21 protein-coding genes, 1 rRNA gene and 1 riboswitch are annotated in these 23,794 nt (G+C 70.9%); of the genes, 17 read left to right on the top strand and 5 right to left on the bottom strand.

Annotated features, from left to right (window positions below; translation table 11 throughout):
• The 11 genes from rrf to ABT122_RS29980 all read left to right on the top strand — a co-directional run.
• A 5S ribosomal RNA gene (gene rrf / locus ABT122_RS33695) occupies positions 1-65 on the top strand; the annotation flags it as partial.
• A gap of 158 nt (positions 66-223) precedes the next feature.
• Positions 224-832: a cardiolipin synthase ClsA gene (gene clsA / locus ABT122_RS30025; RefSeq protein WP_351558693.1), complete on the top strand. Its 609-nt coding sequence runs from the start codon at positions 224-226 to the stop codon at positions 830-832.
• Between the two features lie 110 nt (positions 833-942).
• Positions 943-3,438 carry a sugar phosphate nucleotidyltransferase gene (locus ABT122_RS30020; protein WP_351558689.1) on the top strand — a complete coding sequence of 832 codons (2,496 nt, stop codon included), beginning with the start codon at positions 943-945 and terminating at the stop codon, positions 3,436-3,438.
• Between the two features lie 97 nt (positions 3,439-3,535).
• Positions 3,536-4,465: a DUF881 domain-containing protein gene (locus ABT122_RS30015; protein ID WP_351558687.1), complete on the top strand. Its 930-nt coding sequence runs from the start codon at positions 3,536-3,538 to the stop codon at positions 4,463-4,465.
• Positions 4,462-4,794, top strand: coding sequence for a small basic family protein (locus ABT122_RS30010; protein WP_006376801.1), 333 nt, complete (start codon positions 4,462-4,464; stop codon positions 4,792-4,794). Before ABT122_RS30015 ends, ABT122_RS30010 begins: the two co-directional genes overlap by 4 nt.
• 5 nt (positions 4,795-4,799) lie before the next feature.
• Positions 4,800-5,666: a DUF881 domain-containing protein gene (locus ABT122_RS30005; protein WP_351558685.1), complete on the top strand. Its 867-nt coding sequence runs from the start codon at positions 4,800-4,802 to the stop codon at positions 5,664-5,666.
• Between the two features lie 148 nt (positions 5,667-5,814).
• Positions 5,815-6,702, top strand: a complete 888-nt coding sequence (locus tag ABT122_RS30000) for a double zinc ribbon and FHA domain-containing protein (RefSeq protein ID WP_351558691.1) — start codon at positions 5,815-5,817, stop codon at positions 6,700-6,702.
• Positions 6,703-6,720: 18 nt separating this feature from the next.
• Positions 6,721-7,497: a transcriptional regulator FtsR gene (gene ftsR / locus ABT122_RS29995; protein ID WP_351558683.1), complete on the top strand. Its 777-nt coding sequence runs from the start codon at positions 6,721-6,723 to the stop codon at positions 7,495-7,497.
• 53 nt (positions 7,498-7,550) lie between these two features.
• The gene (locus ABT122_RS29990) at positions 7,551-8,024 is read left to right on the top strand and encodes a bifunctional nuclease family protein (RefSeq protein ID WP_006123076.1); all 474 of its coding nucleotides are present in this window, start codon (positions 7,551-7,553) and stop codon (positions 8,022-8,024) included.
• Between the two features lie 216 nt (positions 8,025-8,240).
• Positions 8,241-8,834 carry a MerR family transcriptional regulator gene (locus ABT122_RS29985; protein ID WP_351558682.1) on the top strand — a complete coding sequence of 198 codons (594 nt, stop codon included), beginning with the start codon at positions 8,241-8,243 and terminating at the stop codon, positions 8,832-8,834.
• Between the two features lie 102 nt (positions 8,835-8,936).
• On the top strand, positions 8,937-10,541 hold the full coding sequence (locus ABT122_RS29980; protein ID WP_351558680.1) for a DNA polymerase IV: 1,605 nt from the start codon (positions 8,937-8,939) through the stop codon (positions 10,539-10,541).
• On the opposite strand, the gene ABT122_RS29975 is transcribed toward ABT122_RS29980, so the two are convergent.
• The gene (locus ABT122_RS29975) at positions 10,451-10,834 is read right to left on the bottom strand and encodes a PRC-barrel domain-containing protein (RefSeq protein ID WP_351558678.1); all 384 of its coding nucleotides are present in this window, start codon (positions 10,832-10,834) and stop codon (positions 10,451-10,453) included. The genes ABT122_RS29980 and ABT122_RS29975 overlap by 91 nt on opposite strands.
• 114 nt (positions 10,835-10,948) lie before the next feature.
• Positions 10,949-11,045, top strand: a riboswitch (glycine riboswitch).
• A 186-nt stretch (positions 11,046-11,231) separates the two neighbouring features.
• On the opposite strand from ABT122_RS29975, the gene gcvP reads away from it, so the two are divergent.
• Positions 11,232-14,117, top strand: coding sequence for an aminomethyl-transferring glycine dehydrogenase (gene gcvP, locus ABT122_RS29970; protein WP_351558676.1), 2,886 nt, complete (start codon positions 11,232-11,234; stop codon positions 14,115-14,117).
• Between the two features lie 206 nt (positions 14,118-14,323).
• Here the strand turns inward: gcvP and ABT122_RS29965 are convergent, their stop codons facing one another.
• Positions 14,324-14,521 (bottom strand): DUF5999 family protein, encoded by a 198-nt coding sequence (locus ABT122_RS29965; RefSeq protein WP_351558675.1) that lies wholly within the window; start codon positions 14,519-14,521, stop codon positions 14,324-14,326.
• 316 nt (positions 14,522-14,837) lie between these two features.
• Positions 14,838-15,425 carry a hypothetical protein gene (locus ABT122_RS29960; protein ID WP_351558673.1) on the bottom strand — a complete coding sequence of 196 codons (588 nt, stop codon included), beginning with the start codon at positions 15,423-15,425 and terminating at the stop codon, positions 14,838-14,840.
• A gap of 501 nt (positions 15,426-15,926) precedes the next feature.
• Here ABT122_RS29960 and ABT122_RS29955 point away from each other — a divergent pair.
• Positions 15,927-17,441 (top strand): glutamate-cysteine ligase family protein, encoded by a 1,515-nt coding sequence (locus ABT122_RS29955; protein WP_351558671.1) that lies wholly within the window; start codon positions 15,927-15,929, stop codon positions 17,439-17,441.
• Between the two features lie 239 nt (positions 17,442-17,680).
• Positions 17,681-18,463 (top strand): CPBP family intramembrane glutamic endopeptidase, encoded by a 783-nt coding sequence (locus ABT122_RS29950; RefSeq protein WP_351558669.1) that lies wholly within the window; start codon positions 17,681-17,683, stop codon positions 18,461-18,463.
• A 45-nt stretch (positions 18,464-18,508) separates the two neighbouring features.
• On the opposite strand, the gene ABT122_RS29945 is transcribed toward ABT122_RS29950, so the two are convergent.
• Positions 18,509-19,333, bottom strand: a complete 825-nt coding sequence (locus ABT122_RS29945) for a PhzF family phenazine biosynthesis protein (protein WP_351558667.1) — start codon at positions 19,331-19,333, stop codon at positions 18,509-18,511.
• A gap of 337 nt (positions 19,334-19,670) precedes the next feature.
• Between ABT122_RS29945 and ABT122_RS29940 the strand changes: the two genes are divergently transcribed.
• Positions 19,671-20,063, top strand: a complete 393-nt coding sequence (locus ABT122_RS29940; RefSeq protein WP_351558666.1) for a hypothetical protein — start codon at positions 19,671-19,673, stop codon at positions 20,061-20,063.
• Here ABT122_RS29940 and ABT122_RS29935 read toward each other — a convergent pair.
• Positions 19,981-21,042 carry an ArsR/SmtB family transcription factor gene (locus ABT122_RS29935; RefSeq protein ID WP_351558664.1) on the bottom strand — a complete coding sequence of 354 codons (1,062 nt, stop codon included), beginning with the start codon at positions 21,040-21,042 and terminating at the stop codon, positions 19,981-19,983. The genes ABT122_RS29940 and ABT122_RS29935 overlap by 83 nt on opposite strands.
• Before the next feature lie 195 nt (positions 21,043-21,237).
• Here ABT122_RS29935 and ABT122_RS29930 point away from each other — a divergent pair, with 195 nt between their 5' ends.
• Positions 21,238-22,443: an alpha/beta hydrolase gene (locus ABT122_RS29930; RefSeq protein ID WP_351558663.1), complete on the top strand. Its 1,206-nt coding sequence runs from the start codon at positions 21,238-21,240 to the stop codon at positions 22,441-22,443.
• A gap of 267 nt (positions 22,444-22,710) precedes the next feature.
• Positions 22,711-23,577: a phosphotransferase gene (locus tag ABT122_RS29925; RefSeq protein ID WP_351558661.1), complete on the top strand. Its 867-nt coding sequence runs from the start codon at positions 22,711-22,713 to the stop codon at positions 23,575-23,577.
• The last annotated feature ends 217 nt before the right edge of the window (positions 23,578-23,794 follow it).

Below are 23,794 nucleotides of genomic sequence, written 5' to 3'. Positions count from 1 at the left end.
CTAAGCCTTTCAGCGCCGATGGTACTGCAGGGGGGACCCTGTGGGAGAGTAGGACGCCGCCGAACAATTTTTAGCCTCAGTCCCCTGGATCTTCATGATCCGGGGGGCTGAGGCATTTCTGCGTTCAGGACCCGTTCGGAGCGGCCCCTGTGTCCGTATCCCGGCCGGCTGACGGTAAGGTCGGGGAGGAGTCATCGGCACATTGCACACAGGAGGCCCCCGGGTGGAGGTCCAGGAGACCCGCGTTCAGACGGACCGGGTACTCACCATCCCCAACATCCTCAGCATGGCGCGCCTGGTGGGCGTACCGCTCTTCCTGTGGCTGATTCTCCGCCCGGTCTTCGGCGGTCCGAACAGCGACGGCTGGGCCCTGCTGGTGCTGATGCTCAGCGGGATCAGTGACTACCTGGACGGGAAGCTCGCCCGCCGATGGAACCAGGTCAGCAGCCTGGGGCGCCTTCTGGACCCGGCCGCCGACAGACTTTACATTCTGTCGACCCTGGTGGGTCTGACCTGGCGCGAGATCCTGCCGCTCTGGCTCACCGCGGCTCTCCTGGCCCGCGAGCTGATGCTTCTGGTGATGGTGGGAATCCTCCGCCGGCACGGTTATCCCCCGCCGCAGGTGAACTTCCTGGGCAAGGCCGCGACCTTCAACCTGATGTACGCCTTCCCGTTGCTGCTGCTCAGTGACGGATCAGGGTGGCTCGCGTCACTCGCTGCTATTTTCGGATGGGCCTTCGCCGGATGGGGTACAACTCTGTATTGGTGGGCAGGAATCCTGTATGTGGTCCAGGTTCGCCGACTCGTCAAGGCGGACGCAGTGGCCGATTGACCTCGTCGATGCGAAGCTGTGCAGTGTCGCACGCCCAGCATGACGCCAGAGGGCCTCTTTGGACGAGCGAAGTCGGCTAGACCGTCTCTCTCAAGGAGGACGCTTCCGACATGAAGGCCGTCGTGATGGCTGGTGGCGAAGGCACCCGACTTCGCCCCATGACTTCAAGCATGCCCAAACCACTGCTCCCTGTCGTCAACAGGCCGATCATGGAGCATGTGCTCCGGCTGCTGAAGCGCCACGGGCTCAATGAAACCGTCGTCACCGTCCAGTTCCTCGCCTCGCTGGTCAAGAACTACTTCGGTGACGGCGAAGAGCTCGGAATGGAGCTCACCTATGCCAATGAGGAGAAACCGCTCGGCACCGCCGGCAGTGTGAAGAACGCCGAGGAAGCGCTGAAGGACGATGCCTTTCTCGTCATCTCCGGTGATGCCCTGACGGATTTCGATCTCACCGACCTGATCTCCTTCCACAAGGAGAAGGGCGCGCTGGTCACGGTCTGTCTGACCCGGGTGCCCAACCCGCTGGAATTCGGCATCACCATCGTCGACGAAGAGGGCAAGGTCGAGCGGTTCCTGGAGAAGCCCACCTGGGGCCAGGTCTTCTCGGACACGGTGAACACCGGTATCTACGTCATGGAGCCCGAGGTCTTCGACTATGTCGAAGCAGATGTCTCCGTCGACTGGTCCGGCGATGTGTTCCCGCAGCTCATGAAGGAGGGCAAGCCGATCTTCGGCTATATCGCCGAGGGCTACTGGGAGGATGTCGGCACCCACGAGAGCTATGTGAAGGCCCAGGCGGATGTCCTGGAGGGCAAGGTCGACGTCGACATCGACGGCTTCGAGATCTCTCCCGGCGTCTGGGTGGCCGAGGGCGCCGAGGTGCACCCCGACGCTGTCCTGCGCGGTCCGCTCTACATCGGCGACTACGCCAAGGTGGAAGCCGATGTGGAGATCCGCGAGCACACGGTCGTGGGCTCCAATGTCGTCGTGAAGAGCGGCGCGTTTCTCCACAAGGCCGTCGTCCACGACAACGTCTACATCGGCGAGCACTCCAATCTGCGCGGCTGTGTGATCGGCAAGAACACCGACATCATGCGGGCCGCCCGGATCGAGGACGGTGCCGTCATCGGTGACGAGTGTCTGGTGGGCGAGGAGTCGATCGTCCAGGGCAATGTCCGCGTCTACCCGTTCAAGACCATCGAGGCCGGCGCCTTCGTCAACACCTCGGTCATCTGGGAGTCGCGCGGCCAGGCGCATCTCTTCGGCACCCGGGGAGTGTCCGGGATTCTCAATGTGGAGATCACCCCGGAGCTTGCCGTGCGGCTCGCCGGGGCCTATGCGACCACCCTGAAGAAGGGGTCCACCGTCACGACCGCCCGTGACCACTCCCGTGGTGCGCGAGCGCTGAAAAGGGCGGTGATCTCGGCCCTCCAGGCGAGCGCCATCGATGTGCGGGATCTGGAGAATGTGCCGCTGCCCGTCGCACGGCAGCAGACCGCGCGCGGCAGCGCCGGCGGCATCATGATCCGTACCTCGCCCGGTGTGCCGGACTCCGTCGACATCATGTTCTTCGACGAACGGGGTGCCGACCTCTCCCAGGCCGGACAGCGGAAGCTGGACCGGGTCTACGCACGGCAGGAGTACCGGCGGGCGTTCCCGGGCGAGATCGGTGACCTGTACTTCCCGGCCAGCGTCTTCGACTCGTACACCGGGTCCCTGCTCCGCAATGTCGACACCACCGGCATCGCCGAGTCCGGGCTGAAGCTGGTCGTGGACGCCTCCAACGGCAGCGCGGGGCTTGTGCTGCCCAGCCTGCTGGGCCGGCTCGGGGTGGATGCCCTGACCATCAATCCGGGTCTCGACGAGGCAAGGCCCACCGAGACCGCCGACACCCGCCGGGCCGGGCTGGTGCGGCTGGGTGAGATCGTGGCGTCGGCGCGGGCCGCCTTCGGGGTGCGGTTCGACCCGGTGGGCGAGCGGCTCTCCCTCGTGGACGAACGCGGCAGGATCATCGAGGACGACCGGGCGCTGCTGGTGCTGCTCGACCTGGTGGCCGCGGAGCGGCGCAGCGGGCGGGTGGCGCTGCCGGTGACCACGACCCGTATCGCCGAGCAGGTGGCGGCGTACCACGGCACCCAGGTGGAGTGGACGACGACATCGCCCGACGATCTGACGCGGGTGGGCCGTGAGGAGACCACCATCTTCGGCGGCGACGGCCGCGGCGGCTTCATCGTGCCGGAGTTCAGCAGCGTCTTCGACGGTACGGCGGCCCTGGTGCGGCTGGTCGGTCTGGTGGCGCGCACCCAGCTCACGCTGAGTCAGATCGATGCGCGGATTCCGCGGGCTCATGTGCTCAAGCGTGATCTGGCCACGCCCTGGGCGGTCAAGGGACTGGTGATGCGGCGAGTCGTCGAGGCGGCCGGTGAGCGCGAGGTCGACACCACCGACGGGGTGCGGGTCGTCGAGGCCGATGGACGGTGGGTGATGGTCCTGCCCGATCCCTCGGAGGCCGTCACTCATCTGTGGGCGGAAGGGCCCGATGACGCGTCGGCTCAGGAACTGCTCAACGACTGGTCGGCGGTGGTGGACAGCGCAGGTCACTGAGGTGTGAGCGGTGTGCCGGACGTTTCGGAAGCGAGGCGTCCGGCACACCGGTGGGGCCATTCGGCGGTAGCGCCCACGACGTGCGACGATGTGCGGCATGCCGCAGCAGCACCCCGTTCGGAGCACTGGCTCCCCGCCCCCGCGTCCCGACGCCTCGATGTCGCTGCTGACGAATGTGATGGAGCACAGCCTCGACGACGGGTACGCCGAGGCGACCGCGCGCCGGCAGGCGGAGGGCGGTGGACTGCCCCGCTCGCTGCGCGCCCGGCTGGGTCTCGCGGCCGGCCTGGTGCTCGCCGCTCTGATCGTCACGGTGGGTGCGGCGGAGGCGCGGATATCGGCTCCGGTGCTGGCGAAGGAGCGCGAGGAGCTGATCGACCGCATCGAGGCGGAGACCTCGGACGCCGACGCGCTGGAGCGCGGAGTGGACCGGCTCCGGGACGAGGTGGGGGAGCGTCAGCGCAAGGCGCTCAGGACGCCGGGCGACGGCCGGCACCAGGTGGTGTCGCTGATGGCGGGGGCCACCGAGGTGGAGGGCCCGGGCGTGAAGCTCGTGGTCGACGACCGCGAGGACACCGCCCAGGGCGGCGGCGGGCCGCGCGAGAGCAGCGGGTTCAGCGATACGGGCCGGGTGCGGGACCGTGACATGCAGCGGGTGGTCAACGGGCTGTGGGAGTCCGGTGCGGAGGCCGTGGCCATCAACGGGCAGCGGCTGACGGCCCTGTCCGCGATCAGGGCCGCCGGAGACGCCATACTGGTGGACAACAGGCCGCTGGTGCCGCCCTATACGGTGCTGGCGGTGGGGGACGGAAAGAGGCTGGGCACGGAGTTCCGGGACAGCGTCGACGGCCGGTATCTGCACGCGCTGCGGGAGAACTTCGGTATCCGCTTCAGTGTCTCCACCGAGGACACGGTGCGTCTCGCGGCGGCCCCGAGCCTGATCGTACGTACAGCAGAGCCGAGGACCGCCTCCGCCGGGAAGGGCAGCGGGCAGGGCACGGCAGACACAGGGAAGGGCACATCGTGATCGCCGTACTGGGCCTCGTCGTCGGAGTCGTGGCCGGACTGCTGGTCCGGCCCGAGGTTCCGGCGGTGGTCGAGCCCTATCTGCCGATCGCTGTGGTGGCGGCGCTGGACGCCGTCTTCGGCGGACTGCGGGCCATGCTGGACGGGATCTTCGTCGATAAGGTCTTCGTGGTCTCCTTCCTGTCCAATGTGGTGGTGGCGGCGCTGATCGTCTTCCTCGGGGACAAGCTGGGCGTCGGCGCCCAGCTCTCCACGGGTGTGGTGGTGGTGCTCGGCATCCGGATCTTCTCCAACGCCGCCGCGATCCGCCGGCACGTCTTCCGGGCGTGAGGCCGATGAGCAGCGATCCGACGAAGGGCGGCCCGGTGAACGGAGACCCGGAGGGCAGGGAGCCGGCCGCCGGCGAGGTCCCCTCGCGAGAGCCGCAGTCCGAGCCGCAGTCCGGGCCGGAGCGGTCGGCCCCGGCCGGCCCGCGGGCCGGGATGACGGGGCGCCAGCGGCTGGTCGCCGGCCTCTGGCCGCCGCGGGTGACACGTGCTCAACTCACGGTCGCGGTGCTGCTGTTCGTCCTGGGTCTCGGGCTCGCCATCCAGGTCCGCTCGACCAGCGACAACAGCGCTCTGCGCGGTGCCCGGCAGGAGGATCTGGTGCGGATTCTCGATGAGCTGGACAACCGCACCGAGCGCCTGGAGGACGAGAAGCAGCGGCTGGAGACCCAGCGCACCGAGCTGGAGAACAGCTCGGACCAGGCCGAGGAGGCCCGCAGGCAGACCGAGCAGAAGGAGCAGCAGCTCGGCATTCTCGCGGGTACGGTCGCCGCCCAGGGCCCCGGGATCACGCTCACCATCACCGACGGCTCCGGCCGGGTGGAGGCCGACATGCTGCTCGACGCGATCCAGGAGCTGCGGGCCGCGGGCGCGGAGGCCATCCAGGTCAATGACCACCGGGTCGTGGCGGATACGTACTTCACCGGTACGGGCGGCGACATCGAGGTGGACGGGAACCGGATCAGGGCGCCGTACATCTTCAAGGTCATCGGGAAGCCGCAGGATCTTGAGCCCGCCCTGAACATTCCGGGCGGAGTGGTGCAGACGCTGGAGAAGGAGCAGGCCACCGCTTCGGTGGTCCGCTCGGAGAAGATCGTCGTGGGCGCCTTGCGGCCCGCGGAGCGGCCTGACTACGCTCGGTCGTCGGCGCAGTGAGGCGGCGGTGTACGGTGCCCGGCGGGTCGGGGCATGAGGTTGCGAGGGGTCGGCACACAGAAGCTGTGCCGCGTGGTGGAAACTGTCTGATGGGTACGGACGTTGTGATGATGTCCGGGTCGGCAGGTGTGGTCATTGAGGGTTCGTCCTGCCCCACGGGCGGGTCTATTTCGGTCAAGGGGAATCGCCCGTGAAATTGTTTGCGAAGTTGTTCGGCAAGAGCTCGCGCGAGGACGGCGGAAACGCCAAGCATCGCGCGCGGCGTCATGGCCAGGAGGAGGAGCAGGGCGGCGAGCGTCCGCTCTTCCGGGATGAGGTCTCCGGGCCGGGTGGTGACATTCCCGGTGGGCGGGGCGCGTCGTCTGTTGACCCTGCGGGTCCCGGCCGCATAGGTTTCGGGGAACCAGCAGCCTCAGGTACGGGTGGAGGGTATGCCCCCGATCCGTACGCGACCAATCCCCATGGGGGACAGCCGCGGCAGGAGGACCGGTCCATGGCGGCCGTGACGGTGTGTACGAGGTGCGGGAACCGCAATCCGCAGTCGAGCAAGTTCTGCTCGAACTGTGGCGCGCCGCTGCGGGGCCAGGCGCCCGCGGAGCGGGCGTCGGAGACGACGTCCACCATCTCCATCTCGGGCCTGGAGGCATACGACTCCGAGGTGACGGGGCAGACACAGCTTCCGTCGCTCTCCCCGGAGGCGCAGGCCGCTGTCGAGGCCCTGCCGTTCGGTTCGGCGCTGCTGGTGGTCCGGCGCGGCCCCAATTCGGGCAGCCGCTTCCTGCTGGACGGCGAGCTGACCACGGCCGGCCGTCACCCGCAGAGCGATATCTTCCTCGACGACGTGACGGTGTCCCGCCGCCATGTGGAGTTCCGCCGGAATCCGGACGGCAGCTTCGGCGTCGCCGATGTGGGCAGCCTGAACGGCACCTATGTCAATCGCGAGCGGATCGACTCGGTCTATCTGGCCAATGGTGACGAGGTCCAGATCGGCAAGTACCGGCTGGTCTTCTACGCGAGCCAGCAGCGGGGCCTGTAACCCGGCGGGGAAGGCACCATGCGAACACCGACGGGCGGTGCCGGTCACGGCACCGCCACCGCGGCGGGGCGGCTCGCCGCGGGTGAGCGGCTGATGAGCATCGGGACGGTGCTCGGTCAGTTGCGCGACGAGTTTCCCGAAGTCACGATTTCCAAGATCCGCTTCCTGGAGGCCGAAGGTCTCGTGGAGCCGCGGCGCACACCGTCGGGGTACCGCAAATTCACCTCGGCCGATGTGGAGCGGCTGGCCCAGGTACTGCGGATGCAGCGGGACCACTATCTTCCGCTGAAGGTGATCCGTGAGCATCTGGACGCCGTCGCCCGGGGTGAACAGGTCCAGTTGCCCGCTCAGGGCTCGCAGGGCGAGGCGCCGGCCGGGGCGGCAGGGGCCGCCGGGGTCTGGGAGGCCGCCGGTGAGCGCCGTACGGCCGCACGGATCGGCCGGGCGGCTCTGCTGGCCGCCGCCGGGGTCTCGGAGGAGCAGCTGGCCGTCTGGGAGTCCTACGGCCTGCTCACCCCTGACGCCGCCGGCAGTTTCGACGCCGAGTCGGTGACGGTGGCCAGGTTGGTGGCCGACCTGGGCGGATTCGGTCTGGAACCGCGTCATCTGCGGGCCATGAAGGCTTCCGCCGAGCGGGATGCCGGGCTGGTGGAGCAGGTGGTCGCACCCTTGCGGCGGCATCGCAATCCGCAGACCAGGGCACATGCGGAGGCCACGGCGAAAGAGCTGGCGGAGCTGTCCGTACGGCTGCACGCGGCCCTGTTGCAGAGTGCCCTCGGAGTCCGTCTCGGCTGATCCAGAACGTGCCCGACTACCCAAACGGGCCGGGCACGTCCTAGGGTTGCTGTGTGAACGAGCTCGACGTTGTGGGTGTCCGGGTGGAAATGCCCTCCAACCAACCGATCGTGCTCCTGCGTGAAGTGGGAGGCGACCGGTACCTCCCCATTTGGATCGGTCCCGGGGAGGCGACCGCCATTGCCTTTGCCCAGCAGGGCATGGCACCTGCCAGACCGCTGACCCATGACCTCTTCAAGGATGTGCTGGAGGCGGTGGGGCAGGAACTCACCGAGGTCCGCATCACCGACCTGCGCGAAGGGGTTTTCTACGCGGAGCTGGTCTTCGCCAGCGGAGTCGAGGTGAGCGCGCGTCCCTCCGACGCCATAGCGCTCGCCCTGCGCACCGGCACGCCGATCTACGGCAGTGACGGGGTGCTCGACGACGCGGGTATCGCGATTCCGGATGAGCAGGAGGACGAGGTGGAGAAGTTCCGCGAGTTCCTCGATCAGATCTCGCCGGAGGACTTCGGAACCAACAGCCAGTGACCGCCGTACGGTGAGCAGGTGACCGCCGGTCCACTGGCGGTCACCGGAGAGGCCGAGACTGTCGGCTTGGGCGCATTCGGGCACGTCTTCCCCGTTTTGGGGCACGAGAAACCACTCTCAGGGTGATTATCACTCGGCGTGCCGAGTGTGGCGATCGTTGACGCACCCCTGGTGACTGCCTACCGTCGGGTGGGCAGGTCAAGGATGGAGGTCGGCGTGAGAAGCAGCGGCGGCGGTGCGGTGGGGGCCCTCGGGCGAGCCCTGGGGGAGAGCGGGCCGTATCCGCTCCCGGAGAGTGCGGTCGACCCGTCGGCGGACACGGTCGGCTATCGAGGGCCGACCGCGTGTGCGGCGGCCGGCATCACCTATCGGCAGCTCGACTACTGGGCGCGTACCGGCCTGGTCGAGCCGAGTGTGCGGCCGGCTCGCGGCGCGGGGGCCCAGCGGCTCTACAGCCTGCGCGATGTGGTCGTCCTGAAGATCGTGAAGCGATTCCTGGACACCGGGGTGGCGCTCCAGAACATCCGGGCGGCCGTGCAGCACCTCAGGGCGCGCGGCCACGCCGATCTGGAGCGGATGACGCTGATGAGCGACGGCGCGACCGTCTACGAGTGCTCGTCGCCCGACGAGGTGGTGAGCCTCCTCCAGGGCGGACAGGGGATCTTCGGTATCGCGGTCGGCGTGGTCTGGCGCGATGTCGAGACGGCGCTGTCGCAGCTGCACGGTGAGCGGGTCGACACCGGTGAGACCCTGATCGGCCACAATCCCGCCGACGAGCTGGCCAGGCGCCGGCAGAACCGGGCCGTCTGACCCGTTCGGCGGACCCCGCCCCGCCTTCCTCCCGGCCCGGCCGGAAGGACACGGCGAATGGCCCGGCGGGCATTGTCAGTGGCGTAGGGCAGCATCGGAGATGTGAGATCCGCGCCGACGATTCTGCATCTGGACATGGATGCGTTCTACGCCGCAGCCGAACAGGCGGCGAAGCCGAGTCTGCGCGGAAAGCCCGTGATCGTCGGCGGGCTCGGTCCGCGCGGTGTCGTGGCCACCGCCTCGTACGAGGCGAGACGGTTCGGGGTCCACTCGGCGATGCCCATGGCCCAGGCCCGGCGGCTCGCGCCGAACGCGGCGTATCTGGTGCCGCGCTTCTCCTTCTACCGCGCCATCAGCGAACAGGTCATGGAGCTGCTGCGTTCCCTGTCGCCGCTGGTGGAGCCGCTCAGTCTGGACGAGGCCTTCGTCGATCTGGAGGCGAGCGGCGCGGCCTCGGATCTGCCGTCGGCGCGGGCCGCCGGAGAGCGGCTGCGGGCGGATATACGCACCGTCACCGGGCTCACCGGATCAGTGGGCCTCGCCGGCTCGAAGATGCTGGCGAAGATCGCCTCCGAGCAGGCGAAACCGGATGGTCTGGTGGTGATGGAGCCGGGGACCGAGCGTGAGCTGCTGGGGCCGCTGACCGTGCGGACGCTGCCCGGCGTCGGCCCGGCGACCGGCGAGCATCTGCGGCGCGCGGGCATGACGACCTGCGCCGAGGTCGCCGAGGCGGGCGAGGACGAGCTGGTGCGGCTGCTCGGCAGGGCGCACGGCACCGCGCTGCACCGGATGGCCCTGGGCTTCGACGACCGGCCCGTGGTCGCCGAGCGGGACACCAAATCCGTGTCGGTGGAGGACACCTTCGACGTGGATCTGCACGACCGGGTCCGGATCAGGATCGAGGTCGAGCGGCTCGCGGACCGCTGTGTCCAGCGGCTGCGGGCCTCCGGGCACTCGGGGCGGACGATCGTGCTGAAGGTCCGGCGGTACGACTTCTCGACGCTGACGCGCTCGGAGACGCTCCGGGGGCCGACGGACGATCCCGCGGTCGTCCGGGAGGCGGCGGCGCGCCTCCTGGAGTCCGTGGACACCACGGGCGGTGTCCGGCTGCTGGGCGTCGGGGTGTCCGGGCTCGCCGACTACACCCAGGAGGACCTCTTCGCGCAGGCCGCAGCCGGTGAGCGCCCCGGGGGCGCCGCCCCGGACAGCGCGGCGGCGCCCCCGGGTGGCGCACCGGACGCACCGGACGAGCGGCGGGAACCGGCCGGGCGGGACGGGGACCCGGCGGAGGGGCGGAGCGCGCCCGTGGCGGCGGGGGGCACCGCCGGCCCGTCCGGCGGGCCCGCCGAGCGGCGCTGGTCCGCCGGCAACGACGTGCGTCACGCGGTCCACGGGGCGGGATGGGTGCAGGGCAGCGGTGTCGGACGGGTCACCGTGCGGTTCGAGGACCCGCTCTCCCCGCCGGGGCGCGTGCGGACCTTCCGGGTGGACGACCCCGATCTGGAGCCCTCCGATCCGCTGCCCCTGGTCGCCCCGCCGGAGAACCCGCCCGAGGGGCCGCCGGACGCGCCGCCGGGGAGCCCGGAGAACCCGGCGGGGCCGGCCGGCGCCGCCGGTCAGTCCTCGTCGCCCGCGACCTGTCCGAAGGAGCGGTCGTCGGGGGGCGCGACGGGCACCTCCGGCGACACGGAGAGTTCGAGGCCGTAGTGGTGGTAGAGCTGGAGCTCCTGTTCGGGGGAGAGATGGCGGCCGACACCGAAGTCCGGTGCGTCCTTGATCAGCGAGCGCTCATAGGGAACACGCAGGGTGTCGTCGACGAAGGTGCTCGGCTCCAGCGGGACGAAGGCGTCCCGGCTGAAGAGCCCGGTGCGCACTGCCGCCCATTCGGGTGTACCGGTGGCATCGTCCAGGTACACCTCGTCCACGGTGCCGATCTTGGCCCCGTCGCGGTCGAACGCCTTGCGGCCGATCAGGCTGCGCGGATCGATATCGGTCTGCACGGTCCCTCCATATGGTCGCAACTGCTCTTTGATCCATACAAAAGGGCACTTCGCAGGTGTCGGCCACTTGAGCGATTGTTGAAAGGTCACGCTGGTAGGCTGGCAAGCGGCTGCTGACCCCGCGCGGGAGAGTCCACCGGCAGGACGACGGTGGCGCCGAAGGAGCAAATCCTCCCCGGAATCTCTCAGGCACCTGTACCGCGCGGACGAGGTCACTCTGGAAAGCAGGGCGGGCGTCGGACGGCATCCGCTCTCACCGACGGTGAAAGCCGGGGCGTCGCAGTCGGGCGGCCCGGTGAAGCTCTCAGGTTGAGATGACAGAGGGGGAGGCCCGTCCAGGGCACCCCGCGTGCGGTGGTGCCTCTCGCAGGTCGTGTCAGACCAGGAGGCCTCCTACATGACCGCCAACCGCATTCCGCTCTCCCAGTTGGAGCAGGGCACCCCGTTCGAGCAGCGCCACATCGGCCCCGACGCGGCGGCCCAGGCCAAGATGCTGGCGCAGGTGGGATACGGCTCGCTGGACGAGCTGACCGCCGCGGCGGTCCCCGATGTCATCAAGAGCGCGGAGGCGCTGGCCCTCCCGGACGCCCGCACCGAGGCCGAGGTCCTCGCCGAGCTGCGCGGCCTCGCCGACCGCAACACCGTGCTGGCGCCCATGATCGGCCTCGGTTACCACGGCACCTTCACGCCCCCGGTCATCCTGCGCAACGTCATGGAGAACCCGTCCTGGTACACGGCGTACACGCCCTACCAGCCGGAGATCTCCCAGGGCCGGCTGGAGGCTCTGCTGAACTTCCAGACGATGGTCGCCGAGCTGACCGGGCTGCCCACCTCCGGAGCCTCCCTCCTCGACGAGGGCACCGCCGCCGCCGAGGCGATGTCGCTCGCCCGACGGGTCGGAAAGGTCAAGAACGGGATCTTCCTGGTCGACTCCGACGTACTGCCGCAGACCCTCGCGGTCATCGAGACCCGCGCGGAGCCCACCGGTGTCGAGGTCGTCACCGCCGACCTCAGCGCGGGCATCCCGGCCGAGATCGCCGAGCGCGGTGTCTTCGGCGTCCTGCTCCAGTACCCGGGGGCCTCCGGGGCCGTACGCGACATCAAGCCGGTGATCGAGCAGGCGCGGGCGCTCGGCGCGATCGTCACCGTCGCCGCCGATCTGCTGGCCCTCACCCTCCTCACCCCGCCCGGTGAGCTCGGCGCCGACATCGCCGTCGGCACCACTCAGCGCTTCGGCGTCCCCATGGGCTTCGGCGGCCCGCACGCCGGTTTCATGGCCGTCCGGGAGAAGTTCGCCCGCAGCCTGCCCGGCCGGCTCGTCGGTGTCTCCGTCGACGCCGACGGCAACAAGGCGTACCGGCTCGCACTCCAGACCCGTGAGCAGCACATCCGGCGCGAGAAGGCCACCAGCAACATCTGCACCGCGCAGGTGCTGCTCGCCGTGATGGCGGGGATGTACGCGGTCTACCACGGGCCGGACGGACTGCGCGCCATCGCCCGGCGCACCCACCGCTACGCCACCCTGCTCGCCGCGGGCCTGACCGCCGGCGGTGTGGAGGTCCTCCACGACTCCTACTTCGACACCCTGACCGCACGGGTGCCGGGCACCGCGGCCGATGTGGTCGCGGCCGCCCGTGAGGGCGGGGTCAATCTGCGCCTGGTCGACGACTCGCACGTCTCCGTCGCCTGCGACGAGACCACCCTGCGCGCCCAGCTCACCGCCGTGTGGGCCGCCTTCGGCGTGACCGGCGACATCGACGCGCTGGACGGGACCACCGAGGACACCCTGCCGGCCGCGCTGCTGCGCACCGACGACTATCTCTCCCACCCGGTCTTCCACCAGCACCGCTCCGAGACGGCGATGCTGCGCTATCTGCGCCGCCTCTCGGACCGGGACTACGCCCTGGACCGCGGCATGATCCCGCTCGGCTCCTGCACCATGAAGCTGAACGCGACCACCGAGATGGAGCCGGTCACCTGGCCCGAGTTCGGGCAGATCCACCCCTTCGTCCCCGTCGACCAGGCGGCCGGCTATCTGACGCTCATCCGGGAGCTGGAGGAGCGGCTCGCCGAGGTCACCGGCTACGACAAGGTCTCCATCCAGCCGAACGCCGGCTCGCAGGGTGAACTCGCCGGTCTTCTCGCGGTCCGCGCCTACCACCGAGCCAACGGCGACGAGCAGCGGACGGTCTGCCTGATCCCGTCGTCCGCGCACGGCACCAACGCCGCCAGCGCCGTGATGGCCGGGATGAAGGTCGTGGTGGTGAAGACCGCCGACGACGGCGAGGTCGACGTCGACGACCTGCGCGCCAGGATCGACCAGTACCGCGACGAGCTGTCCGTGCTGATGATCACCTACCCCTCGACGCACGGTGTCTTCGAGGAGCACGTCGCCGACATCTGCGCCCGGGTCCACGAGGCCGGCGGCCAGGTCTATGTCGACGGAGCCAATCTCAACGCGCTGGTGGGGCTCGCCAAGCCGGGCAAGTTCGGCGGCGACGTCTCGCACCTGAATCTGCACAAGACGTTCTGCATCCCGCACGGCGGCGGTGGCCCCGGTGTCGGGCCGGTCGGCGTCCGGGCGCACCTCGCGCCGTATCTGCCGAACCACCCGCTCCAGCCGACCGCCGGCCCGGAGACGGGCGTCGGGCCGATCTCGGCCGCGCCGTGGGGCTCGGCGGGCATTCTGCCGATCTCCTGGGCCTATGTGCGGCTGATGGGCGGCGAGGGTCTCAAGCGGGCGACCCAGGTCGCCGTGCTGGCCGCCAACTACATCGCCAAGCGGCTGGAGCCGCACTACCCGGTGCTCTACACCGGCCCCGCCGGTCTGGTCGCCCATGAGTGCATCGTGGATCTGCGCCCGCTGACGAAGGCCACCGGAGTCACCGTGGACGACATCGCCAAGCGGCTGGTCGACTACGGCTTCCACGCGCCGACGATGTCCTTCCCGGTGGCCGGCACCCTGATGATCGAGCCCACCGAGAGCGAGAATCTGAGCGAGATCGACCGCTTCTGCGATGCGATGATCGCCATTCGCCGGGAGATCGAGCTGGTCGCGTCGGGCGAGTGGCCCGTCGAGGACAGCCCGCTGCGGAACGCGCCCCACACGGCCGCCGCGCTGGGCGGTGACTGGGACCACCCGTACAGCCGTGACACGGCCGTCTTCCCCGCCGGGGTGAGCGCCGCGGACAAGTACTGGCCGCCGGTGCGCCGGATCGATGGCGCCTTCGGCGACCGCAACCTCGTCTGCTCCTGCCCGCCGCTGGAGGAGTACGACCGCTGACGGACGGCGGACGCCTGTCGCAGGGGGGCCGGTACGGAGCGAAGTCTCCGGCCGGCCCCTTCGTCGTACCCGGACCGGAGCGCGTACACCGGACCGGACCGGAGCGCCCGCCCGGTGCCGCGCGCGGGCCGGAGACGGCGGGTGCGCGGGGGCGGGGCGGAACGGCGGCGGGAGCGATGGCGCGGGTAGCGCCGGGGGAGGCGGTTCTACGCCGCCGTCGCCGTCAGGCCCACCCGGTGAGGGGCGATGATCTGCCCGTCGGGGAGGAGCTCGCCGGTGTCCTCGAAGAGGAGCACGCCATTGCACAGCAGGCTCCAGCCCTGCTCCGGATGGTGCGCCACGAGGCGCGCCGCGTCCCGGTCGGCGGAGTCGGATGTCGGGCAGGGCGGTTGGTGCTGGCACATGGCTGAGTTCTTTCGCTGCGGTGTGGTGAACGTCCTGCGGCTCGATGAGGTGTTCATGGCCGCCCCCGTATCTGTAGGTCCGGTCCCAGTGTTGCCCCACGGGCGTCATCCCGCAGGGATTTCGCGACAGCTCGTCTCACTCAGAAGAGACGTGTCCACCAAGGTGATGGTTCAGCCCTGCTGGATTGTCCTTTCGGGTGGTTCCAGGGGGTCGGATTGGACTAGTCCGATCGGGCAGAAGTGCGCCCCGCGACCGAGTGGTCACGGGGCGCGAAGTGCTCATTCGCCCGTGCGCCGGGGCGCGAACGGGGCGCGGTCAGGCGGGCGAGCCGAGGAGGGGCGCGGGGGTGAGCCGCAGGGTCATCACCGGGAGGAGATCGGTGACCCGGTGCGGCCGGTCGGCCGCGATCCCGGGGGGTGCGGGGGCGAGCGGGATCAGAACGTCGGTGGGCAGGAGGGTGCCTGAGGCGGCGTCGGCCTCCGGGTCCCCGTGCAGCCACAGGGTGAGCATGTACAGCTCGGGGATGGAGAGCAGCCGTGGCTGAAACGGGGTCGTCATCGACTCCGCCTGCCGCAGGGCCCGTTCGGTGGAGGTCAGATAGGGGCCTTCGAAGAAGTGCGAGAAGGCCCAGCCGTCGGGGGTGAGGACCGTCTCCGCGGCGGCGACGTACCGATCGGTGCCGCGGATCAGGAAGCGCCATCCCGTGAGCCTGGTGCCGGGGCCGGCGGGCGTCGGGGCGATCTGGTCGAGGACATGGACGGGAAGGGGTGATTCGGGGCTCGCGGGTCCCTGGACGGACCGGAGAGCGGGGGTGCGGTCCTCACTGACAGCGGTGGGAGAACCGAGTGCGGTGAGGACGCTGCGGAGTGCGGGCGCGGGGGCCGGTAGGGCGTGCAGCGGCATGGTGGGTCGCCTCTCACTTGGGAGACACGGTGAGGCAGAGGCAGATGCGGACGGCGCTGTCAGCGTGCGGGGCCAGAAGGGCCGGGAAGGCGACTGGGCGCCAACTCTCTGCCTGCTGGGCAAAGTTTATACGACACGTGTTCTCATAGTGTTTCCGCTAGCGCTCGTGCGCATTAAAAACAAGGCTGGTTCAGGTCCGTCCTCAGCAGGGGATCTGCGGGGTTGCCGGGGAAATTTCCTTCACGGCCAGGGCATTAGCCCAGTTGCCGGTAGGCCGAAACCGGTCGGTGTTTTTCACCATACGGCGGGTGGAGTATCTGTGTACTGCACCCTGCCGGCGGGCGGGCCGCATCGCATCAGCGGGATGTGCCGCGTGTCACTTCTGACACCCTACCCGCCCCCGGGCGTGGCCGCCGCGTTATGGATCAGCCAGGCTGGGCATTATCGTCCGTGACGCGAGCGACCGATGCCGCGCGGTGCCCACGCGAGGAGGACGCTTCGATGGGGGAAAAGATCGTGACAGGCAGCTTTGCGCTGTCCGATCGCCAGCGGTACCGGCGAAAGCTGCAACAGTGCCTGGCGGGACTGGGGCGGCTGCTGGCCGAGAAGAGGTTCGACCGGCCCAAGAATCTGATGGGCCTGGAGATCGAGCTGAATCTCGCGGGTTCGGACGGGCTGCCCCGGATGATGAATGCGGAAGTCCTGGAACGCATCGCGAGCCATGATTTCCAGACCGAGCTGGGAATGTTCAACCTGGAAGTAAACATTGTTCCGCACCGGCTCGGCGGACGGGTTCTCGATCAGCTCGCCGAGGAGTTGCGCGCCGGGCTCGGATATGCGCATCGCAAGGCCAACGAGGTGGGCGCCGGGATCGTGATGATCGGCATTCTCCCGACCCTCGCCCAGGACGATCTGGTCTCCGCGAACCTCTCCGCCGTCGACCGCTACGCGATGCTCAACGAGCAGATCGTCGCCGCCCGGGGGGAGGCCTTCACCCTGGATATCGACGGAGCGGAGCGGCTGACCTGTACCTCCGCCTCGATTGCCCCCGAAGCGGCCTGCACATCCGTGCAGTTGCACCTTCAGGTGACACCCGGGCGTTTCGCCGATGTGTGGAATGCCGCGCAGGCCGTGGCGGCCGTGCAGGTCGCCGTCGGTGCCAATTCCCCGTTCCTCTTCGGCAAGGAGCTCTGGCCCGAGTCGCGGCCGCCGCTCTTCCAGCAGGCCACCGACACCCGCCCGCCCGAACTCCAGGCGCAGGGAGTGCGGCCGCGCACCTGGTTCGGGGAGCGCTGGGTGGATTCCGCCTACGACCTCTTCGAGGAGAATCTCCGCTACTTTCCCGCCCTGCTGCCGATCTGCGACGACGACGAGGACCCGCTGCGGATCATCGACGACGGCGGTGTCCCCGGTCTTCAGGAACTGGTCCTGCACAACGGCACGGTCTACCGCTGGAACCGTCCGGTGTACTCGGTCGCCGACGGTGTACCCCATCTGCGGGTGGAGAACCGGGTGCTCCCGGCCGGGCCCACCGTCACCGATGTCATCGCCAACGCGGCCTTCTTCTACGGGCTGGTGCGCGCGCTCGCCGAGGAGCCCCGGCCGGTGTGGACCCGGCTGCCCTTCGACGCCGCCGCCGAGAACTTCGAGACCGCGTGCCGCGAGGGCATCGACGCCGGGCTCCAGTGGCCGCGCCCCGGCCGGGGCGGCGGCATCACCCGGGTGCCGGCCGTCAAGCTCGTACGCGATGAACTGCTGCCGCTGGCAGCCGCCGGACTCGACGCGTGGAATGTGGAACCCGCCGACCGGGACCGGTATCTGGGAGTGATCGAGGAGCGCTGCAAACGCCGGGTCAACGGCGCCTCCTGGCAGACGGAGACCTACCACCGCGCCCGGGAGGCCGGTCTGGAGCGGGACGCGGCCCTCGCGGCGATGACCCGCCGCTACTGCGATCTGATGCACGAGGGCGAACCGGTGCACACCTGGCCCGTGGGCTTCCCCGGCCGGAGCGCCTGAAGGGCGGCCCGGCGGCGGGGCGCCCTCCGCACGGACGGCCCGGCGGCGGGCCGCGAGCCGGACGTCCGGTGACGCCCGGCGGGGTGCCCCCTCGGCGACACCCCGCCCTGCCTCCCCCCGGCGCACCCGCGTCGGGCAAGCTGTGACCTCCCCTGCGTACCCTCGTCACCCGGCGCGACGAGGAGAGGCCGCGCGGGATCGAACGACTGGAGGCACGAGTGCAGACGGAGCCCGGACACGTGGCCGATTCCCTTCCCCAGGAAGGCACGCCACGGAGGATTCTGCGGTCCGAGACGCTCCTGGTACTCGCGCTCTCGCTGGGCGCGAGCGGAGTCTCGGCGCTGATCAGCTTTGTTGGATCGCTGACCGAACCGGGTGGTCTGAAGGATCAGGCGGCGACGCTGAACGGCTCGCACGCGCCCGGCCGCCCCTGGCTCGATCTCGCCTGGCAGCTCTTCGGTATCAGCACGGCCCTGGTGCCGGTCCTATTGGTGGCGCATCTGCTGACCCGGGAGGGCGCGGGCGGACTGCGGGCCATGGGCTTCGACCGCACCAGGCCCTGGCCCGACCTGGGACGGGGCACCCTGGTCGCGGCAGGCATCGGCGGCGCCGGTCTGGCGTTCTATCTGGCGGCGCGGGCCACCGGGTTCAATCTGACGGTCGTCCCCGAGTCACTGCCCGAGGTGTGGTGGAAGTTCCCCGTACTGATCCTCTCGGCGATCCAGAACTCCGTGGTGGAGGAGGTGATCGTCGTCGGCTATCTGCTCCGCCGGCTCGACCAGCTGGGCTGGACCCCGATGGCGGCCCTCGCCGCCAGTTCGCTGCTGCGCGGCTCGTACCACCTCTACCAGGGCATCGGCGGATTCATCGGCAACATGGTCATGGGTGTGGTGTTCGTGCTGCTCTACCGCCGGTGGGGACGGGTCGGACCGCTGGTGGTCGCGCACGCGCTGCTCGACATCGTGGCCTTCGTCGGATACGCGCTGCTGGCCGGCCGGGTCGGATGGCTGCCCACCCCGTGACGGACCCCCGGGGCGTACGGGAGGGGCCGCACGCCCCTCGCCGGGTCAGGGCGCGGTGAGCAGTTCGCCGTCGATGACGGTGACCGCGCGGCCCGTCAGCAGGGTCCGGTCGCCGCGCAGGGAGCACCGGACGAGACCGGAGCGGGCCGACGCCTGGAGGCCGGTCAGTTCGGTACGGCCCAGGCGCGCCGACCAGAGCGGCGCGAGCGCGGTGTGCGCGCTGCCGGTCACCGGGTCCTCGTCGATCCCCGCGCCGGGGAAGAACCCCCGCGAGACGAAGTCGTGGCCGAGGCCGGGGTCGTCGGCGGCGGCGGTGACGACGATCCCGCGCCGCGAGTGCCGTGCGAGAGCGCGGATGTCCGGGGTCAGCGCGCGCACGCTCCGCTCGTCGCGGAGCTCGACGACCAGGTCGCCGATGTGCGGCCCGGTGTCGTGGACCGAGAGCACCGGCGCGCCGAGCGCCTCGGCGATGCCGTCCGGGATGTCGACCCGGGTGAGCGGGGAGGTGGGGAAGTCCAGGGTGATCGTGCCGTCCTCCCGGGCCGTGGCCGTGAGAATCCCGCAGCGGGCGGCGAACCGGACGGTGCCGCCGGCGGCGCCCGTGGTGTGCAGGACATGCGCGGTGGCGAGGGTGGCGTGCCCGCACATGTCGACCTCGGTGGCGGGGGTGAACCAGCGCAGCGCCCAGTCGCCCTCCTCTCCGGCGGGGAGGGGATGGGCGAAGGCGGTCTCGGAGAGATTGACCTCGGCGGCGACCCGCTGGAGCCAGGCCGCGTCGGGGAACGCGCGGGACTTCGGCAGCAGCAGGACACCGGCGGGGTTGCCGGCGAAGGGGGTGTCGGTGAAGGCGTCGACGATCTGAATGCGCATGGGCCCGACCGTAGCGAGTGGGCGGGGGGCGGGCGCGGGCCAATCGGAGACCGGCGGCCCTTCCCGGGGGCGGGGAGCGGGACACCGTACCGCCGGAGGGCCGGAGCTGCCCGGGGCCGGGCGGTGCGGCGCGCACGGCCCGGTGTCGCTCCCGGTGTCGCTGCGTTCCGGCGGCGCGCGGTGCGGTGCGCGTCGTCCGGGTGTCGCTCGTACCGTCGTGGCGCCGACCGGTGCGGCGTGCGCCGTCCCGGCGCCGACCGGCGCGCCGCACGCCGTCCCGCCGTCCCGGCGTCGCCCGGTGCCGGAGGGTTGCCGGGGAGCAGGGAGAATCCCGTGCATGATGCATTTCACCAAGACGGGCTGGCTCGCGTTCTTCTCCGGGACGGACGAGCTCATGGGCCGGCAACTGCCGGTCGAGGGCTGGGAGCCCCTGACCAACGCGGCCCTCGTGGTCGACCCCGAACGGGGCGCGCTGCGGCCGGTGACGGACTATCCGGACTTCTGGCGTCTTGAGCGGGCACACGCGGTCGCGGCGGTGCTGCCTGGCTCGGGACACCGGGCCCACTGGAACGACTTCGAGAACGGCACTCCGCTGACCGAGGAGATCCTCGGCTGGCTGGTGACCGAGGCGGGGGACGCCATACCCTTCACGGCCGACGGGGCAACGGCGGAGGACGCAGACGAGATCCTCCCTCCGCTGCGGGATGCCGCCGGGGGGCCGGGGCAGTGAGCGCCGCCGCCGGCGGCGCCTCGGTGTGCCGCCGGATCAGCAGATCCCCCAGCGCGGTGCGCCGGTGCAGCACCGCCCGCCCCGCCCGCACCGTGGTGATCAGACCCGAGCCCCGCAGCGCGGCGGTGTGCGCGGAGACGGTGGCGTTGCTGACCTCCAGCCGGCGGGCGAGCCCGCCCGTGGTGTGCTCGTCCGCCAGCAGCAGCAGAATGCCGAACCGGGTCCGCCCCAGCACCTCGGCCAGCGCCTCCTCCGCGCTGCCCACCCCGTCCGGTGTGAGCGGCAGACCGGGACCCGCCGGATACTTCAGCACCAGAGGGCGCTCCGGCACATGCGAGAGACAGGGCGGGCCGGTCAGATGGAAGGTGGGCATCAGCAGGATGCCGTGGCCGTCCAGCTTGATGTCCTGATTCCCCGGCACCCGCAGCTCCCAGATGTCCTCCTGCGGCCAGCTGCTGGGAAAGAGGCCGGTCAGGGTGGCTCCGATGCCGTGCTCGGCCACGGTCAGGGCGTGGCGGGTGAACTCCGCCTGGTGCAGATCCTCCACCAGCGGCCACACCGGGCGCAGCGCGGCGTCGAACGCCAGCCGCTGCGCCCGGCGCAGGAGCTGCCAGGCATGGGCGTCGCCCCGGTACAGATCGCGTATCCAGGCGGGCGCGGACCGGGTGGGGTACAACTGCTCCAGGCCGGAGCGGACCAGCTCCGGACGGGAGCCGCGCATGGACTCGATGCCGCCCTGGAGAGTGTCGTCGACGACATTGAGGAAACCGGGCGCCTCATGGGTGGGCGCGAGATCCTTCAGCGGCGCGCTGCCGTCCGGCAGCGACTGGAGCAGCCGCCGCCTCCAGCGGCCGTAGAGCAGTTCGTCATGGGGACGGCCCATCATGACGAGCGTCGCGTTGAGTTCCTGAAGAGGGGAGGGCCGGGGGGCGAACCTGACCCGGGCGAAGTCGGCGGCGGTGAAGTGTATCCGGATCACTGCATCCCCTCAGTGGCTGGCGCCAGCTTTTCGGGCAGGGCCTCAAGGATCGCCCGTCTCCCCCCGCGGGTGCCAGTGTTCAGGGCATGCCACCGGGTTCGCGGCAGTGAACCGCGGGGGGACGGGGGGCGGCCGGTGTACCGCACCGCACAGGCGGTGCGGTACACCGGCCGAACGTCATGCGGAGGGGGAGCCATGGGGAGGACCGTCGAGGAGGACGGCGTCGTGCGGACGCCGTCCGGGAACGGGCTGACGGTGCGTCTGCCGGCCCCCACCGGCCCGAATCCGGTCGGCAGCACCACACTGCACCTGGTCGACCGCTCCCGGCGCGACCCCTGGTCTCCCGTGCTCGTCCGGGAGGTGATGGCCACCGTGTTCTATCCGGCCGCGGCCGTCGCCGGACACCCGGTCGCGCCCCATATGACCCGGGCCGCCGCCGCGTCGTTTCGCGTGTCCGCGCCCCGGACGCACCCGCAGCTCCCGACGGCGGGGGTCGACTGGGCCGCGACCAGGACCCACGCGCACGCGCAGGCACCCGCCCAGGCGGTACGGCGGCCGGTGCTGCTCCACAGCCCGGGCGGCGGCGACCCGCGCACCCTGGGCACCGCGGTCGCCGAGGAACTCGCCGGCCGCGGCTGGGTCGTCGTCTCCGTCGACCACCCGGGGGACGCGGGCGAGGTCGCCTTCCCCGGCGGTGGCGCCGGACGCCCGGAGGAGCTGCGGGAGACCGTGTTCCGGGGCGATCCCCGGCTGGACCCCGAGCTGTTCCGCACCGCGATCGACACCCGGGTCGCGGACCTCCGTTTCGTGCTCGGCGAGGTCGAGCGACTCGCGGCGGGGGAGAACCCCGATGTGGAGGGGCGACCGCTGCCGGAGGGGCTGCACCGCGCCCTCGATGTGCGGCGCGCCGGTGTCTACGGGCACTCGGCCGGCGGGACGGCCGCCGCCCAGGCGCTCCACGAGGACCGGCGTTTCCACACGGCCGTCAATCTGGAGGGCTTTCTCGACCATCCGCCCTCGGTGCCCGGGGGGACGAGCGAGCTGTTCCCGGTGGCCCGGTACGGAGTGGACCGGCCGCTGCTGTTGATGGGGACCGACGGCTTTCCCGGGCGCCCGGAGCTGACGCGCTCCTGGTCGGCCGCGCTCGCCCACCCGGGGAGCCCGGTCCGGCTGCGGCAGCTCGACGGCGCCGCGCACTGGGTGTTCAGCGACTACGCGGCGATCGCGCCCCAGCTCCGGGCCGCCGGTCTGATGACCGATGCCGAGCGGGTCGCCCTGACGGGCACCATCGGCGCGGGCGCGGCGGTGCGTGCGGTGCGCGAGGCCGTGCACGGGTTCTTCGCCCGGCATCTGCCCTGGGAGGGCTGCGGCACCGGGCGCCGTGAGTCGCTCCGGCGCTGAGCGGCGCCTAGGCCCCCGGCGATACTCGGGCTCGGGCTCCCGCTCCCGCTGCTGCTCCTGTTCCGGTCTCGGGGCCGTGCCGGGCCCGCGCCCGGTGGTGGTACCTCGGCACACACCGCGCTCCTGTTCCGTGTGGGTGGTCTGGTCCGGTCCCGCGGCTTCAAAGGGACAACTGCGCCGAGGCGGCCGAGAGTTCCCGCCCGTACGGGATCGGGCGCACTGGACTCGTCCACTCGTCCATTCGCCCATCTGTGCCACGATGGGAGGATGGAGGCCACCGGTATCACCCGCGCGATCGGGGCCGCGACGTCGGTCGCCGTATCGCTCGGCCTGCCGGCCGACGACGCGGTCGTGCTCCACAACTCGAACAGGCTGGCGCTGCGGCTGACGCCGTGCGACGTTCTCGCCCGGGTCGCCCCCGCGGGGCACGAGGCCGCGGAGTTCGAGGTCCGGCTCGCCCGACGGCTCGCCGAGGCCGGATGTCCGACGGGTCCGCTGGAGCCCCGGGTGGACCCACGTGTGTACACGCGCGACGGCTTCACCGTGACGCTGTGGACCTACTACGAGCCCGTGGCACCTCGCACCGCGCCGGCCGACTACGCCAAGGCGCTGGAGCGGCTGCACGCGGGCATGCGGAAGGTCGACGTGCCGAGCCCGCGGTTCATGGACCGCGTCGCGGAGGCGGAAGCCGTCGTCGCCGACCCGGACTGCTCGCCGGAGCTCGCCGACGCGGACCGCGCGTTCCTCAGCGGCCGACTGGCACGTCTGCGTCGGGCGATCGAGGACCGAGGCGCCGCGGAGCAGCTGCTGCACGGTGAGCCGCACTCGGGCAATGTGCTCGCCACGAGGGACGGTCCGTTCTTCATCGACCTGGAGACGTGCTGCCGGGGGCCCGTCGAGTTCGATCTCGCCCATGTCGCCGACGCGGTCTGCGCGCACTACCCGAACGTCGACCGAGGGCTGCTGGACGACTGCCGGCACCTGGTTCTCGCGATGCTCGCGGCCTGGCGCTGGGAACGGGGCGACCAGTTTCCGAACGGGAGGCGGTTCGGCGTGGAATTCCTGCGCCTGCTGCGCGCGGGTCCTCCCTGGCCGGCACTCGACGTGGTCGCCGGGCGTCCGGACGACCGGTAGAGGTGCTCGTCCGGGGCCGGCGGCGGCGCGCGGTGCGGCCGTACTGAACGGGACGTCCTGAGCGCGGGCGACCGGCTCCCGCCGCCCTTCACCCACCGGAACGCGCGAACCCCCGGACCCCCGACCCCCCCCCGCCCGGCCGCGCCCGCGGGGGCAGCCCCGGGCCCCCGCGGGGCGGGGCGGCACCCCCGCGGGCCCGCCGGCCGCCCGCGGGCGC

Origin of the sequence: Streptomyces sp. NPDC001985, assembly GCF_040296845.1 — a bacterium.
GTDB lineage: Bacteria > Actinomycetota > Actinomycetes > Streptomycetales > Streptomycetaceae > Streptomyces.
This window is presented reverse-complemented; position numbering and strand designations above follow the sequence as displayed.

Coding starts and splice junctions, on each gene's coding strand:
- ABT122_RS30020 (WP_351558689.1), top strand. CDS start 943: ATGAAGGCCGTCGTGATGGCTGGTGGCGAAGGCACCCGACTTCGCCCC.
- ABT122_RS30015 (WP_351558687.1), top strand. CDS start 3,536: ATGCCGCAGCAGCACCCCGTTCGGAGCACTGGCTCCCCGCCCCCGCGT.
- ABT122_RS30005 (WP_351558685.1), top strand. CDS start 4,800: ATGAGCAGCGATCCGACGAAGGGCGGCCCGGTGAACGGAGACCCGGAG.
- ftsR (WP_351558683.1), top strand. CDS start 6,721: ATGCGAACACCGACGGGCGGTGCCGGTCACGGCACCGCCACCGCGGCG.
- gcvP (WP_351558676.1), top strand. CDS start 11,232: ATGACCGCCAACCGCATTCCGCTCTCCCAGTTGGAGCAGGGCACCCCG.
- ABT122_RS29965 (WP_351558675.1), bottom strand. CDS start 14,521: ATGTGCCAGCACCAACCGCCCTGCCCGACATCCGACTCCGCCGACCGG.
- ABT122_RS29960 (WP_351558673.1), bottom strand. CDS start 15,425: ATGCCGCTGCACGCCCTACCGGCCCCCGCGCCCGCACTCCGCAGCGTC.
- ABT122_RS29955 (WP_351558671.1), top strand. CDS start 15,927: ATGGGGGAAAAGATCGTGACAGGCAGCTTTGCGCTGTCCGATCGCCAG.
- ABT122_RS29945 (WP_351558667.1), bottom strand. CDS start 19,333: ATGCGCATTCAGATCGTCGACGCCTTCACCGACACCCCCTTCGCCGGC.
- ABT122_RS29940 (WP_351558666.1), top strand. CDS start 19,671: ATGATGCATTTCACCAAGACGGGCTGGCTCGCGTTCTTCTCCGGGACG.
- ABT122_RS29930 (WP_351558663.1), top strand. CDS start 21,238: ATGGGGAGGACCGTCGAGGAGGACGGCGTCGTGCGGACGCCGTCCGGG.
- ABT122_RS29925 (WP_351558661.1), top strand. CDS start 22,711: ATGGAGGCCACCGGTATCACCCGCGCGATCGGGGCCGCGACGTCGGTC.